The sequence below is a fragment of the Lentzea albida genome (assembly GCF_900111005.1).
In the GTDB taxonomy this organism is placed as follows: domain Bacteria; phylum Actinomycetota; class Actinomycetes; order Mycobacteriales; family Pseudonocardiaceae; genus Lentzea; species Lentzea albida.
The window spans coordinates 190,996-205,525 of sequence record NZ_FOFV01000005.1 but is presented as its reverse complement, the minus strand read 5'-3'; the positions used below and the strand labels follow the sequence as shown (position 1 = coordinate 205,525).

Sequence of the window (14,530 nt, the reverse complement as noted above, 5' to 3'; positions counted from 1 at the left end):
GGCCCTTCGAGTTGCATTGGTGTAATTAGAGGGCCTGCAATGTCAGCCACGCGCCGACGACGATCACCGTCACGGCCGTGCCGACGGGTGCGTAATGCGACAGCAGGCGGGTGGCACGGCCGTCCAGGATTTTCTCGACGCGTTCCCGCGCCTTCACGAGCAGCAGTCCGACCGCGGTGAGCGTGCCGGCCATGCCGATTCCGTAGCCGACCACGAGCAGCACGCCGAACCACGTCCGGCCCAGCGCCATCGCGCCCAGGAGGACGACGAGCGCGGACGGGGAGGGGACCAGTCCGTTGGCCGCGCCCATGCCGACGAGGCTCGCGCGGCTGTAGCCGTGCCCATGGCCGTGCCCGTGCCCGTGCCCGTGTCCATGACCGTGGCCGTGGCCGTGGCCGTGTCCCGTCAGGGCTCCGGCGAGCGCCGGTTCGCGGTTTGCCGACAGGGCCGAGCGCAGCAGCACCACGCCGATCACCGCGATCAGCAGCCCGCTGACCAGACCGAGCCAGCGCAGCACCTCCTCACCGGCGAGAGCGCTGGAGGCGCTGATGACCAGGCCGAGGACCAGCACGCCACCGGTGTGCGTGGCCGTGACCGACGCACCGACGATGAACGCGTCCTTCGGCGTGCCCTGGCGTCCGGCCAGATAGGCCGCGATGAGCGTCTTGCCGTGACCGGGCAACGCCGCGTGCGAGGCGCCGAGCACCAACGACAGCAACAGGGCGAGGAATCCGAGCCACGGCGTGAGGTCGTCGCTGCCCAGGATGTCGTTGAGCCTGGCCGCCGTGACGCTGAACGACTGGACGGGGGAGCCGGTGGCCTGCTTCGGCTCGGACCCGGTGCCCGGTTCGGCGGTGAACGTGACCGAACGGACGTCCAGCGGGCTGCTGAGCAGGTCCTCGGGGTACGTCCGGAGTTCGTCGCTGATGCTCTCCGTCGGCACGGCCGAGCCGGCGATCCGGATGCCGGTGCCGGCGGCGGTGATCTCACGCCAGCCGACGCGGTCGGTGTTCGACTCGTCCGAGAACTCGAGCCTGGCGGGCCGGTCCAGGTCCACCCTGGCGGTGAACTCGCAGACCAGCCGTGTCGTCGGGAGGTCGGCCTGGCCGACGGGATGGGTCTTGGTGGAGGCGGCGAGCGTCCAGGAGATCCGCCGCCCGTCGACGGTGGAGCGGTCGGTGCGGGACACCTCGTCGCACCACTGACCCGCGTCGCGCGCCTTGAGGTTCTCCTGCAGCGTCGGGATCTCCGCGACGTCGACCACGGACCTCAGGTCGATCCGGTCCGGGTGCAGGTGCAGCCCGTGGTAGTGGTTGACGCTGAAGTTGCCCAGCGGGTGGGCGGAGGCCTCGCCGGTGATGAAGAAGATCCCGGCCAGCAGCAGGGCGACCACGAGGACGGGCCGCACCACCCAGGAGGACAGGCTCACCTGCCGCCTCGGAGCTCCGCGAGCTTGCGGCCCGCCTTCAACGCCTGCAGCGGCGAGAAGTTCGCGTTCAGCGTGAGCGCCCGCACCAGCGCCTCCTGCGCCTCGGCGACCCGGCCGAGCGCGGCCAGGATCATGCCGCGGTGGTAGGCGAACGTGGCGTTCTGCCAGCCCAGCGAGACGGCGCGGTCGGAGTAGCTCAACGCCTCGGCGTCGCGTCCGTTGACGTGCAGGGCCCAGGCCATCGCGTCGGCCACGAAGACGCTCTGCCGGCGGCTCCACTCGGCTTCCGCGCGGCGCAGTGCCTGCATGCCATCACCTCGGTCGGCGGCGAGGAGGGCCGCGGCCAGATCGTCGGAAGCACCCTGGGACTCCATCAGCCGCTGCTGTTCGGTGAGCACGCCGTACTGCTTCGCGGCCTCGTCACCGCGGCCGCCGGCCTCCAGCAGCTCCGCGTACTCCTGCAGGTACTGCGGCAGGGGCGCGCGGGCCACCAGCCTGCGGTACGAGTCGAGCGCCACCGGGACGTCGCCCCGTGCCGCCGCGACCTTGGCCATGCCTTGAGTGAGAGTCATGTCGTCTCCTCTCGCCGCCAGTCCCTGCTCGTAGTGCTCAGCGGCAACGTCCAACTGGTTGTGGTCGAACGCGAGTTCGCCCAGCCGGTAACGGCAGAACGCGATCTCCTCGGGTGTCGTCGAGGCCTTCAGGGCGCGTTGCATCGCCTCGCGCGCGCCGTCGACGTCACCGTGGAGCTCGAAGTGGAAGGAAGCACGGGCGAACGACGCCGTGTTCGGTTTGAGGTCCAGCATCTTCTGCACCGCGTCCTGCGCGCCCGCGTCGTCGCCGAGCTGCGTCAACGCGTCCGCCAGCACGCCGTGCGCCTCCGCGGAGGCGGGCTGGGCGGCGACGGCCTTCAGGCCCCAGTCGCGGGCCGCGTGGAAGTCGTGGCGGGCGTTGGCCAGCGTGCCCATGCCGACGGCGGCGAGCGCCGTGTCACCCGCGTTCTTCAATGCGCCTTCGGCCTTCGCGTAGTACGCCGGGTCGGCCGTGACCCGTGCCAACTCCACATAGGACGCACCGAGCCTCGCCCACGAGTCCTTGTCCTGCGGCAGCTCGTGCAACCGCTGCTGAAGCTGGTGCACCACCTTGTGCATCTGGTTCTGCTGCGCCACGGCCGGAACAGGGGGCGCGCCCCCGGCCCTGCTGTCGGCAGGACCGGAGGCGGCTAGGTGGGCGACCGCCGCGGTGACCAGGAGAACCACCGCGACGACCTGCCTCTGCTGGTACTTCACTTCGAGTGCGACCCGTACTTGCGGATCTGCTGCTGGCGCTTGCGCCACAGGAGGAAACCGCCACCGAACACGATCGCCGAGCCGACCGCCGTCGTCATGGCCATCGGGTCGATGGTCCCGATCTTGCCGACCGGGTTGACCGCGACCTCGGCCGTGGTGCCGCTCGCGTTGACCGCCGTGCCGTTGCGGGGCAGGCCGACGTACGGGAAGTTCGCCTCGAACGGCTGGTCGTTCGCGTCGACCTTGTCGCCCGTGGCGAGCGCGTCGACGAGCTTGCCCGATGCCGCCGCACCCTCCATCGCCTGCACGGCGATGTCCACCACGTCGTCGGTCAGCCTGCGGCCGTTCGGGAAGCCCTGCGTGTCACCCGCGAGCAGACCCAGGCGGTTCGGGCTGGGGTTCGGGTCGATCATCATGTTCAGCCGCAGCATCTCGCTCGGCCGGAACCTCCGCGCGTCCGCGTCCTGGTTGTTCACCTGCGAGTTCAGGTCCGCGTTGATCTGCGCGCCGAGCTTCTTCGTGATGCCCGTCAGGAAGATCTCCGCCAGGTCGTCGCGCTGGCCCTGCGGCGCCGGGATCTTGTAGATCGCCTCGACGAGCTTCGGCAGCTCCGGGTTCACCACCCGGTCGACGAGCTCCTTCACACCGGCGTCCTGGTCGGGGCGCAGGCCGTTGAACGCGTCCTTGAGACCCGCGGGGGCCACGACCTCGTTGACCAGCGGGTTGCCCAGGCGCGAGACCTGCACGAAGTCACCGACCGCCTCCGCCTTGCCGGGCGAGAGCTTCAACGTGCGGCGCTGCGTGGTGCTCCAGACGCCGATGTTCGGGTTGCGGTGCATGTCGTTGCGCAACGCCAGCGCGTTCTTCGGCAGCTGGATCGCGATCGTGTTGACGTTGTAGCCGCGCAGCGTGTCCTGGCCGACCTCGCTCAGGTTGCCGCCGTAGAGCAGGTCGAACACCCGCAGGTCGGCGAAGAACGCGTCCTCCGACGGACCCACGTAGACCTTGCCGCCACCGGCGATCTGCGTGACCGCCTGGTCGCGCAGCTTCTTGAAGTCAGGCATCGACGCCGGGCCGTTCGGCGACGGCGCGACCGGGGCGTTGTCCACCAGCCTGACCTTCTGGCCGTTCTGGTAGATCGCCTCCAGGTCGTAGCGCTGCCGGAACAGCAGGTTCTCGTCGTCGAGCGAGTCCACGACACCGTTCGCGTACAGGAACGTGTTGTTCTTGCGCCGGTCGTCGGTCTCGAACGTGAAGCGCAGCGTGATGTCCGGCTTCGCGTCACCGTCGCTGTCGACGTTGAAGTCGTACTGCGCGTCCTCGGCCCACGGGAAGAAGTTCGGGCCGCCGTTCGGCTCCTGGAAGCCGGACCAGTTGCCGACCAGCGTCACGGTGTCCTTGTGGTCGGGACTCACGAACGCGTACAGGTCCGTGTTGTCCACGGCCGGGTCACCCGCGATGAGGGGCGCCTCCCGGTGCGAGGACGCCGTGGCGCCGGTACCGCCGAACATGGCCGCGTTCAGCAGTGTGGCGGCCACCAGCGCGGCCGCAGCCACCTGGCCGCGCCGACCGCTGAGGGCGTGCGGTGATGACATCTCTGGGCAACCTTTCGGAGAAGTGGTTCGGTCGCTGTCTCGTGTGGCGCTGATCGTCAGGCGCTGTGCATCAACAGCGACGGTTCGCTGGAATGGCTCGAATGCGACGGGTGGTCGTTCGTCCACCTCGCCTGGGTGAAGTCGCGGATGCCCTCGACGAGCCGGTCCACGTCGTGTTCCGGCCGCACTACCAGGCGCGCGAACTTGCTGGTCATGCCGAGCTTGTTGCCGCACTCGCGGATGAAGACCTGGTGGCGGGACAGCAGGTGGTCCCGCAGCTCGCGGCCGTCGATGCCACCGCCGAGCTTGACCAGCAGGAAGTTGGCCTGCGAGGAGTAGACGGTCAGGTCCGGGAGGCGTGAGAGCTCCATGCCCATCCGGTACCGGTCCCGTGACAGCAGACGCAGGCTCTCGGCGTACTCCGCCTCGTGCTCGGCCAGCATGAACACGACGGTCTCCGCCAGGGAGTTCAGGTTCCACTTCGGCAGGATCTGGCGCATCTTCCCGGCCAGACCGGGGTTCGCCACCAGGTAGCCGAACCGGATGCCGTGCAGGCCGAAGTTCTTGCCGAGGCTCTTCAGCACGACCACGTTGGGCCGGATGGACGCCTCGGCCGCGACCGACGGAACGCGCTCGACCTCGACGAAGTCGATGAACGACTCGTCGATCACGACCAGGTCCAGGTCCGACAGCTCGTCCATGAACCGGACGATCTCCCTGCGCGGCAGGTAGCCGCCGTCGGGGTTGTTCGGGTTGCAGATCACGGCCACCCTGGAACCGCGGGCGCGGATGAACTTGATGTACTCGTCGACGTCCAGCTCGAAGTTGTTGCTCTCCTGGAGCAGGAACATGTCGACGCGCTTGTTGCTCTCCATCGGCTGGTCGGTCCAGCGGCCGAAGGTCGGGATCGGGATCGCGACGCTCTCGTGGATCCACATGTGGTCCATCCACGTGATGAGCTCGGTGCTGCCGTTCGACATCGCGATCGTGGCCGGGTTGAGCCCCAGCACGCTGCTCAGCTGCGCCGCGATCTTCGTCGAGTCGCTCGGGTAGAACTTCAGCACCGCCTCGAGGTTCTTCGACAGCTCCTCGAACATCTGCGGGGTCGGGAAGTACGGGTTGCACGGGATGCAGAAGTCCACGAGCTCGCCCGCACCCGTTCGCGACAGCTCGAAGTAGGACGGGCTGTGCGCGGTCTGCTGGAAGAGACCCGAGTCCACACCATGCCGCACGCGATCACTCCGTCCCTCGGTCCGTTTCCGACACCGGGGCATACGTGCTGCCGTTCACAGCGGTTCACGGGTCCGTTGCGGGAAGGTCTCGGAACGGTCTCGCGCGCAACCTCCGCCGTGCGCGCTCCCGACCTGCCCGGCTGGCGCGGTCGAGTCCACAAAGGACTGTCGAACCGCGCTGATCCGAGCCCGCGGGTTGGCCGCGCACGTGCTCGGGTACCCGGCCTTCGAGTCCCGCTCGCGCGCGATGTGGCGCACGCGGTCCCGTTTGGGTCGAACTCACCCGATTCCGCAGGTCAGCAGGGGTGCGGAACCGGATGTGACGCACCAACCAGGGCGATTCGCACTTCCATGACGGGCGTCCTGCGAAGAATTGTCGGTCGGTGCAGATACCCTGCTGGCAGTCCGCACACAATCAGGGAGCAATACCCGTGACCGCTGAGACCCTGTACGGGGCCGACGACCTCACCCACCTGGAAGGTCTCGAGGCCGTGCGCAAACGGCCGGGCATGTACATCGGGTCGACCGACAGCAGGGGCATCAACCACCTCTTCAGCGAGATCGTCGACAACTCCACCGACGAGGGCGTCGCCGGCCACGCGACCAAGATCGTCGTCACGCTGCACGCCGACGGCAGCGTCCAGGTCGACGACGACGGCCGCGGCATCCCCACCGACGTGCACGCGAAGTCCGGTCTGTCCGGTGTGGAACTCGTGCTGACCAAGCTCCACGCCGGCGGCAAGTTCGGCGGCTCCGGCTACAAGACCTCCGGCGGCCTGCACGGCGTCGGCGCCTCCGCCGTCAACGCCCTCTCGCACCGCTACGACGTCACGGTCCGCCGCGGCGGCAAGGTCCACTCGATGTCGTTCGCCCACGGCGTCCCCGGCGTCTTCGACGGCCCCGGCCCCAAGGCGAAGTTCACCCGCCAGGCCGGCCTGAACGTCGTCGGCAAGATGAAGCGCAACGAGTCGACCGGCACCTCCACCCGCTACTGGTACGACGCCCGCTACTTCGAGAACGGCGCCGCACTGGACGTGGAGACCGTCCGCCAGAAGATGCGCAACACGGCGTTCCTCGTCCCCGGAGTCACCTACGTGCTGCGGACCGCTCTGGAAGACTCGATCTCCGAAGAGGTCTTCCACTACCCCAACGGCCTCACCGACATGGTCGACTTCCTGGCCCCCGCAGGCGACCGCGCCGTCTCCGGCACGCTGGTCATCACCGGCTCCGGCACCTACTTCGAGAACGCCGCCGACGAGAACGGCGTCATGCGGTCCAAAGTGGAGCGTCAGGCCGAGGTCGAGGTGGCCCTGCGCTGGGGCACCGGCTACGAGCGCACCGTCGAGTGCTTCACCAACACCATCCGCAACATGCACGGCGGCACCCACCGCCGCGGCTTCGACCGCGCCGTCGTGAAGGCCGTGCAGGACGCCATCTCCAAGACCCGGGGCCTGCTGAAGCCCAAGGAGGAGATGCCGACCCTGGACGACGTGCTCGAGGGCATGACGGCCGTCATCCACGTCCGCATCCCCGAACCGCAGTTCACCTCGCAGACCAAGGACGAGCTCTCCACCGCCGGCATCACCAAGGTCCTGCAGGGCATCGTCGACGCGCAGGTCCGCGCGTGGACCGAGGACCGCAAGACCAAGGTGGAGGCCAAGACCGTCCTGCAGAAGGTCGTCGACGCCTCCCGCGTCCGGCTCACGCAGAAGCAGCAGAAGGACGCGGCGCGCCGGAAGACGGCGCTCGAGGGCGCGGCGATGCCGGCCAAGCTGGTCGACTGCCGCACCACGGGTGTTTCGCGTTCTGAGCTTTTTCTCGTGGAAGGCGACAGCGCCCTCGGCTCGGCCAGAATGGCCCGCGTCTCCGAGTACCAGGCGCTGCTCCCCTTGCGCGGCAAGATCCTCAACGTCCAGAAGGCCTCCCTGGCCGACACGCTGCGCAACGCCGAGATCGCCTCGATCGTCCAGGTCCTCGGCGCCGGCACCGGCCGCACCTTCGAGCTGTCGCAGATGCGGTACGGCCGCGTCATCCTGATGGCCGACGCGGACGTCGACGGCAGCCACATCCGCACGCTGCTGATCACGTTGTTCGCCAAGTACATGCGCCCGGTGATCGAGGACGGCCGCCTGTACGCGGCGATGCCCCCGTTGCACAAGGTCATGACCCGCGGCCGCAACCCCGAGACGCACTTCACCTTCACCCAACGCCAGATGGAGCAGACGGTCGCGCGGCTCGAGAAGGCCGGCAAGCAGGTCGTCACGCCGGTGCCGCGGTTCAAGGGCCTCGGCGAGATGGACGCGGACGAGTTGTGGGAGACCACGATGAACCCGTCCACCCGCTCCGTCCGCCGCATCACGATGACCGACGTCGAGGCGGCCGAAGAGGCACTGGAACTGCTGATGGGCGAGAAGGTCGAGCCGCGCCGCAACTGGCTCGTCGAGTCCGCCGCACGGGTCGACCAGTCGGCCATCGACCTCTGAGCCTTCAGACAGAAAGAGCTGGAACACAGTCATGGCACGCCGCAAGGGACCCACGACCAAGGTCGACCCCGCCGCCTTCGACCGGGCCGGCGCCCAGGTGCTCGACAACTCGCTGAAGACGGAGATCGAGGACTCGTACCTGGAGTACGCGTACTCGGTCATCCACTCGCGGGCGTTGCCGGACGCGCGCGACGGCCTCAAGCCGGTGCACCGCCGCATCCTGTACTCGATGCATGACAACGGGCAGCGGCCGACATCGCCGTACGTGAAGTCGTCGCGCGTGGTCGGTGACACGATGGGCCGCTATCACCCGCACGGTGACACCGCGATCTACGACGCACTGGTCCGGCTCGCACAGGACTTCAGCCTGAACGAGCCGCTGATCGACGGGCACGGCAACTTCGGGTCACCAGATGACGGACCGGCCGCGAGCCGGTACTGCGTGGTGGGGGACACCCGCATCCGGCTTGCTGACGGGGCCAGTGTGCGCATCGGCGATCTCGTCGACCTGCCGGCGGACTCCGAGGCGGACGCCGACTTCGAGGTGCTCGACAAGGACGGCAAGGCTGTCCAGGTCGACAAAGTCTTCAACTCCGGCGTGCATCCCACGCTCCGGATGACGACCAAGTCGGGCTTCTCGGTCCGCGGCAGCGAAAACCACCTGGTGCTGTGTCTCGAGGCGCCAATGGGCGTGCCCCTGTTCCAGTGGCGGCGCCTGGACGAACTCGAGCCGGGCGCGGTCGTCGCGGTAGCCCGGAACGCGTGGTCGCAGATCGTCCCCACCGCGCAGGAATACGTGCTCGGGGTCCTCGCCGGCGCGTGGGTTTCGGAAGGGTGGGCATCCGAGAGCAGGGCTGGGTTCAACAACGCCGACGATCACTACTTCCGCGAGGTTCTGCACGCCTATGACCAGGTGGTCGGCGGCCAGCGCTATGTCCGTGAGCGTGAGACGCGCCGGGACCGGAAGAAGATCTGGGAGCTCGACGTCCAGGAGAGCTCAGGTGGCATGGACGCGTTCCGGGCGGGTCCCCTGGCGGAGCTCATCGGCCACCAGGCACGGGACAAGTTCGTTCCGGAGTGCGTCTGGCGCGGTGGTTGGGGTGTCAAGCGCGCATTCCTGATGGCGGCCTTCGAAGGCGATGGGGGCTGTCGGGTCGCGAAGGACGGCTTTACGGTTCAGTACACGTCGTACAGCGAGCGGCTCACCGCTGAGATGCAGGAACTGCTCGCGGAGTTCGGCGTGATCGCCGTGCACCGCCGCTACACGCGTCCGAGTGGCTCGGTGGAGCACCGGCTGGTGGTTTCGGGGCTGCGCAACGTGACGGCGTTCGCCGAGCGGGTCGGTTTCCTCAAGACCAAGCAGGCGAAGCTCAAGGACCTGCTTCGGCACTCGCCACTGCGGCCGCACCGGCTCAGCCAGGACTCGGTGCCGTTCGTCGCGGACTACGTGCGGAACGCGCTCGACTTCGACCGTCGTGGCAGCGGCCGGAAGTGGCTGGTCCAGCACAACTTCGACCGCATCGAACGATGGGAGACCGAGCGCCTGAGGATCATCGACCGGATCAAGGACCCGGAGGTCCTCGCGACGATCCTGCCGATCATGGACTCCGGGTACCGCTTCGAGTCGGTGACCGCGGTCGAGGCGGCCGAGCCGGCAGAGGTCTACTCGGTTCGCGTCGTCTCGGAGGATCACTCGTTCCTTGCCGGCGGGTTCGTCAACCACAACACCGAAGCGCGCATGTCGCACGCGGCGATGCACCTCGTCGGCGAGTTGAACGAGGACACGGTCGACTTCCGCCCGAACTACGACGGCTCGCTCGAAGAGCCGAGCGTGCTCCCGGCGGCGTTCCCGAACCTGCTGGTCAACGGCACGTCCGGCATCGCGGTCGGCATGGCCACGAACATGATCCCCCACAACCTGCGCGAGGTCGTGGGCGCGGCGCGGTGGCTGATCACGCACCCGAACGCCGACCTCGACAAGCTGATGGAGTTCGTGCCGGGGCCGGACCTGCCGACCGGCGGCATGCTGCTCGGCCTCGACGAGGTGCGGAAGGCGTACGAGACCGGCCGCGGTGTGGTGCGCATGCGCGCCAAGGTCGAGATCGGCCCGCTGGAGGGCTCCCGCGGCCGTCAGGCCATCACGGTCACCGAGCTGCCGTACGGCGTGGGGTCCGAGCGGATCGTCGAGAAGATCACGGACGAGGTCAACAAGTCCAAGCGCCTCACGGGTATCGCGGACGTCAAGGACCTCACGGACCGCGAGAACGGCATCCGGCTCGTCATCGAGTGCAAGGTCGGCGTGAACCCGCAGGCGTTGCTCGCGGACCTGTACCGGCTGACGCCGATGGAGCAGTCGTTCGGCATCAACAACCTGGTGCTGGTGAACGGGCAGCCGCAGACGCTCGGCCTCAAGGAGCTGCTGGAGGTCTTCCTGCAGCACCGCTACGAGGTCGTCACGCGGCGCACGAAGTTCCGGCGCCGCAAGCGCGAGGAGCGGCTGCACCTCGTCGAGGGTCTGCTGAAGGCCCTGCTGGACATCGACAAGGTCATCAAGCTGATCCGGGGCAGCGAGAACGCGCAGGCCGCCAAGGACGGCCTGATGAAGCAGTTCAAGCTGTCGGAGATCCAGGCCTCCTACATCCTCGACACGCCGCTGCGCCGCCTCACCAAGTACGACAAGCTCGAGCTCGAGAACGAGCAGGACAAGCTGCGTCAGGAGATCGCCGAGCTGAGCGCGATCCTGGACGACGAGGCCGTGCTCAAGAAGCTCGTGTCGACCGAGCTGGCCGCCGTGGCCAAGGAACTCGGCGGTGAGCGCAGGACGAGCCTCATCGACGGCGACCTCAAGGAGGTGCTGGCGGCGTCCAAGCCCGCCGGCCCGCTGGAGGTCGCGGACGACCCGTGCCAGGTGATCCTGAGCGCCACGGGTCTGGTCGCGCGCACCGCGGCGGAGTCGGAGGAGGTGAGCGAGGGCAAGCGGCGTGCGGGCCGGGTGAAGCACGACGCCGTGCTGGCCACGGTGCACTCCACGGCGCGGGGCCAGGTCGTCCTCATCACGAACCTCGGCCGCGCCTTCAAGACGGACGTGCTCCCGCTCCCGGTGCTGCCCGAGCAGAGCGGCACGGTCTCGCTGCGCGGCGGCATGGCGGCGAGCGAACTGGTGCCGTTGCAGAAGGGTGAGAAGGTCGTCGGCATCGCGCCGCTCGACCCGAAGGACTCGCCCGGCATCGCGCTCGGCACGAAGCTCGGCACCGTGAAGGTGTGCGTGCCGGAGTGGCCGGTACGGTCGGACGAGTTCGAGGTCATCTCGCTCAAGGACGGCGACGAGATCGTCGGCTGCACGTGGCTCACGGACGGCAGCGAGACGCTGGCGTTCGTCAGCTCCGACTCGTCGCTGCTGCGCTACGACGCCAAACTCGTGCGGCCCCAGGGCCTCAAGGGCGGTGGCATGGCGGGCATCAACCTGAGCGGCGACGCGCGTGTGGTCTTCTTCGGCGCCATCCGCACGGACGACGACGAGCACGGCGAGCCGATGGTCGTCACGTCGTCCGGGCAGAGCGTCAAGGTCACGCCGTTCAGCGAGTACCCGGCGAAGGGCCGCGCCACGGGTGGTGTGCGGTCGCAGCGCTTCCTCAAGGGGGAGACGCACCTGGTGCTCGCGTGGATCGGCTCCCGCCCGGCGGGCGCGGACGACAAGGGCTCGCCGGTGGAACTGCCCGAGGTGGACCCGCGCCGGGACGGCTCCGGTCACGCGCACCCCGGCCCGACCGTGATCGGGCACCTGGTCGAACGCGACTAGGTGAGTACGGGTGGTCTCGCCGTTCGCGGCGAATTCGGTGCGGTGAGGCGGGGTTCGGTGGCTGCGGAACCCCGCCTCACTGTTGCCCGGTGTGCTGGTCAGCGCTGCGGACGGCCCTGGGGAGAATTCGGTCAGAATCCGGCGCCGAGGTGTTCGAAGTCGCCGAACGGAGATGGCTGCCATCCTGCTCCAGGCGGTGCCCACTTGTGCACGAGGTCGCCTCCGGTGCCTTGACCGAACACGTCGAGCTGGCCGTTCGGCTGCTGGATCAGCGACGGCTCGGCGGCGAGACCGGTGCCGAGCCGTTCTGCCTCCCCGAACGGCGACGGCTGCCAGCCCGAGTTGAGGCTCAGCCACTTGTGCCAGAGCTCGTTCGTGTTGCCGCGGCCGAACACGTCGAGCTGGCCGTTGGCCTGCTGGAGCACCACCGGCTCGCTCGCGAGGCCGCCGCCGAGCCGTTCGAAGTCACCGAACGGTGATGGCTGCCAGCCGGTGCTCGACGTCCACTTGTGCATGAGGTCGCCCGTCGGGCCGCGGCCGAAGACGTGCAGCTGGCCGTTCGCCAGCGGTATCGCGGCGACGTCGCTCGCGAGGCCGGTGCCGAGTCGTTCGAAGTCGCCGAACGGTGAGGGCTGCCAGCCCGAGGTGGGGGTGGCCCACTTGTGCAGCAGGTCTCCGTTGGTGCCTCGGGCGAAGACGTCCAACTGGCCGTTGGCCTGCACGACCGCGACCGGATCACCGCCCAGGCCGGTGCCGAGCCGTTCGAAGTCGCCGAACGGCGAAGGTTGCCAGCCGGCGTCTGGAGTCAGCCACTTGTGCAGAAGGTCGCCGTTGGTGCCGCGGGCGAACACGTCCAGAAGACCGTTGGGGCGGACGATCGCGATTGGATCGCCGGCGAGGCCGGTGCCCAGGCGCTCGAAGTCGCCGTACGGGGACGGGCCCCATCCCGCGCCGGGGGCCAGCCACTTGTGCAGGAGGTCGCCGTTGGTGCCGCGGGCGAACACGTCCAGGACGCCACTGGGGCGGCGGATCGCGGTCGGTTCGCCGCCGAGGCCGGTGCCGAGGTGCTCGAAGTCGCCGTACGGGGACGGTTGCCAGCCCGTGCCGGGGACGTACCACTTGTGCACGAGATCGTTGGCAGGGCTGCGGCCGTACACCTCCAGGAAGCCGCTGGGACCGAAGACGACGTTCGTGCTGCTGCGGCGCGAGGAGGGCTGTGGCTGTGGTTCCGGTATGTCTGCGATGTGCAGGAACGCCTCGGGCCAGCCCGCCGAGCGGCTCAGCGTGCGGGTGCCGAAGACACCCGTGTTGGCTCGGTTGTACTCGTGGACGACGACGCTGCTGCCGCCGTTGAGCACCTCGGCGACGATGGCGACGTGCCCGAACCCGCCGCCCTGGCTCGCGCCCCACCACGCGACGGCGCCGCGTGCCGGGGTGTCGTTGACGGGCTTGCCGCGGTTGAGGGCGCCCTGCCGCCAGTCGCGGGCGTGCCCGCTGTTGTTCGCCTGGATGCTTCCCCAGTCGAAGCGGATGTTGCTCGTGGAGCCACCGAGTTGGACGTTGAGCGTCCAGGCGGCGTAGTCGGTGCAGTTCCTGTAGTAGAACCGGAGCGGTGACAGTTGGTTCATGTTCGCGTTGGGCCACGGGTAGTCGTTTCCCAGCGCCTGTGCCGGTGTCGGCCACAGCAGCCCGGCGATGAGGGCGAACAACCCTGCTAAGAGAGCGAAACGTCTGCGTTGTTGGACCATGCCTGTGGTGTCGCAGCGCGGTAAAGCGTTGTGACGTCAAGAAAAGACCTGACCCGAAGTTGTCCTTTTTCCACGCTCGCATAGGATTTTCCGCTGGGCGGTTCGTGTGATCGTGCTGGGGGCGCGAACGGTCCACGGCTGACCAGGGGAGTGCCATGTCCGATCGCGCCGACGTGCCCGACGAGGTGCTGAGCGAGCTCCGCAAGATCTGCGCCGGCCTCCCGGAAAGCCGGGAGGAACCGGCGTGGGTCGGCACGCGCTGGCGGATCCGCGCCCGCACCTTCGTGCACGTCTTCACGGCCCACCCCGGCCAGGACGGCGCCTACAGCCGCGCGGCCGAGCTCACCGAGCCCACGGTGATCATGACCTTCCGCGCCCAGCCCGAGGAGCTGGAGGCCCTGGTCAGTGGCGAGCCGTTCTTCCGGGCCGCGTGGGGCCACGACGTGGTCGGCATGAAGGTGCTGGCCGGCGTCGACTGGGTGGAGGTGGGGGAGTTGCTGGCCGAGAGCTACCGCAAGCTGGCCCCGGCGAAGCTGGCGAAGCTCGTCGGCTGAGCGGTACGACGGTCGGCTGTCGGCTCACCAGGCGTGCGACTCGCGGAACGCGCGGTTGCCGGCGATCAGTTCGTCCAGCGAGTCGCGGGTGCGGGAGAGCTCGGCGATGTGCGCGTCGAGCTTCTCCCGTTCCTCGCTCATGCGCGCGAACGCGGCGTCGGTGTTGTCGGGCGTGGGGGTGCTCAGGCACCAGGGGAGCAGGGTGAGGATCGTCTGGCTGCTCAGCCCCGCGAGGTAGAGCCGTTGCAGGTACCGCACGCGGTCGACGTCCGCCTCGGTGTAGCGGCGGTGGCCGCCCGCGCTGCGGGTGCTGGTCAGCAGGCCCTGGTCCTCGTAGTACCGCAGGGCACGGGTGCTGGCCCCGGTGCGTGCCGACAGGTCACCGATGCGCATGCTCGCCC

General features: G+C 68.8%; 9 protein-coding genes. 3 read left to right on the top strand and 6 right to left on the bottom strand.

Translation table 11 applies throughout. The features are described from left to right. Window positions 1-25: 25 nt before the first annotated feature. From BMY74_RS15520 to BMY74_RS15505, 4 genes are read right to left on the bottom strand one after another with little or no spacing between them, the layout of a single operon-like run. A complete protein-coding gene (locus BMY74_RS15520) occupies window positions 26-1,429 on the bottom strand; it encodes a nickel/cobalt transporter (protein ID WP_245786143.1) in 1,404 nt (467 codons plus the stop codon). Continuing rightward, window positions 1,426-2,718 carry a tetratricopeptide repeat protein gene (locus tag BMY74_RS15515; RefSeq protein ID WP_089916265.1) on the bottom strand — a complete coding sequence of 431 codons (1,293 nt, stop codon included), beginning with the start codon at window positions 2,716-2,718 and terminating at the stop codon, window positions 1,426-1,428. The genes BMY74_RS15520 and BMY74_RS15515 overlap by 4 nt, the downstream gene beginning before the upstream one ends. After that, on the bottom strand, window positions 2,715-4,313 hold the full coding sequence (locus BMY74_RS15510) for a DUF4331 domain-containing protein (RefSeq protein ID WP_089916262.1): 1,599 nt from the start codon (window positions 4,311-4,313) through the stop codon (window positions 2,715-2,717). The genes BMY74_RS15515 and BMY74_RS15510 overlap by 4 nt, the downstream gene beginning before the upstream one ends. 56 nt (window positions 4,314-4,369) lie before the next feature. Next, window positions 4,370-5,545 (bottom strand): pyridoxal phosphate-dependent aminotransferase, encoded by a 1,176-nt coding sequence (locus BMY74_RS15505; RefSeq protein ID WP_218159637.1) that lies wholly within the window; start codon window positions 5,543-5,545, stop codon window positions 4,370-4,372. Between the two features lie 431 nt (window positions 5,546-5,976). On the opposite strand from BMY74_RS15505, the gene BMY74_RS15500 reads away from it, so the two are divergent. Together BMY74_RS15500 and BMY74_RS15495 are read left to right on the top strand one after the other, a co-directional pair. Further along, on the top strand, window positions 5,977-8,028 hold the full coding sequence (locus BMY74_RS15500) for a DNA gyrase/topoisomerase IV subunit B (protein WP_089916254.1): 2,052 nt from the start codon (window positions 5,977-5,979) through the stop codon (window positions 8,026-8,028). A gap of 31 nt (window positions 8,029-8,059) precedes the next feature. Beyond that, a complete protein-coding gene (locus BMY74_RS15495; RefSeq protein ID WP_089916252.1) occupies window positions 8,060-11,827 on the top strand; it encodes a DNA gyrase subunit A in 3,768 nt (1,255 codons plus the stop codon). A 131-nt stretch (window positions 11,828-11,958) separates the two neighbouring features. Here the strand turns inward: BMY74_RS15495 and BMY74_RS15490 are convergent, their stop codons facing one another. Next, window positions 11,959-13,536 carry a DUF8189 domain-containing protein gene (locus tag BMY74_RS15490; RefSeq protein ID WP_177229759.1) on the bottom strand — a complete coding sequence of 526 codons (1,578 nt, stop codon included), beginning with the start codon at window positions 13,534-13,536 and terminating at the stop codon, window positions 11,959-11,961. A 194-nt stretch (window positions 13,537-13,730) separates the two neighbouring features. Here BMY74_RS15490 and BMY74_RS15485 point away from each other — a divergent pair, with 194 nt between their 5' ends. Next, on the top strand, window positions 13,731-14,129 hold the full coding sequence (locus tag BMY74_RS15485) for an MmcQ/YjbR family DNA-binding protein (protein WP_089916247.1): 399 nt from the start codon (window positions 13,731-13,733) through the stop codon (window positions 14,127-14,129). Window positions 14,130-14,153: 24 nt separating this feature from the next. On the opposite strand, the gene BMY74_RS15480 is transcribed toward BMY74_RS15485, so the two are convergent. Continuing rightward, window positions 14,154-14,522, bottom strand: coding sequence for a MerR family transcriptional regulator (locus BMY74_RS15480; protein WP_089916243.1), 369 nt, complete (start codon window positions 14,520-14,522; stop codon window positions 14,154-14,156). Between the last annotated feature and the right edge of the window lie 8 nt (window positions 14,523-14,530).

Bases quoted from the DNA above. Each gene is read 5' to 3' on its own strand.
- BMY74_RS15485 (WP_089916247.1), top strand. From the start codon at position 13,731: ATGTCCGATCGCGCCGACGTGCCCGACGAGGTGCTGAGCGAGCTCCGC.
- BMY74_RS15480 (WP_089916243.1), bottom strand. From the start codon at position 14,522: ATGCGCATCGGTGACCTGTCGGCACGCACCGGGGCCAGCACCCGTGCC.
- BMY74_RS15510 (WP_089916262.1), bottom strand. From the start codon at position 4,313: ATGTCATCACCGCACGCCCTCAGCGGTCGGCGCGGCCAGGTGGCTGCG.
- BMY74_RS15495 (WP_089916252.1), top strand. From the start codon at position 8,060: ATGGCACGCCGCAAGGGACCCACGACCAAGGTCGACCCCGCCGCCTTC.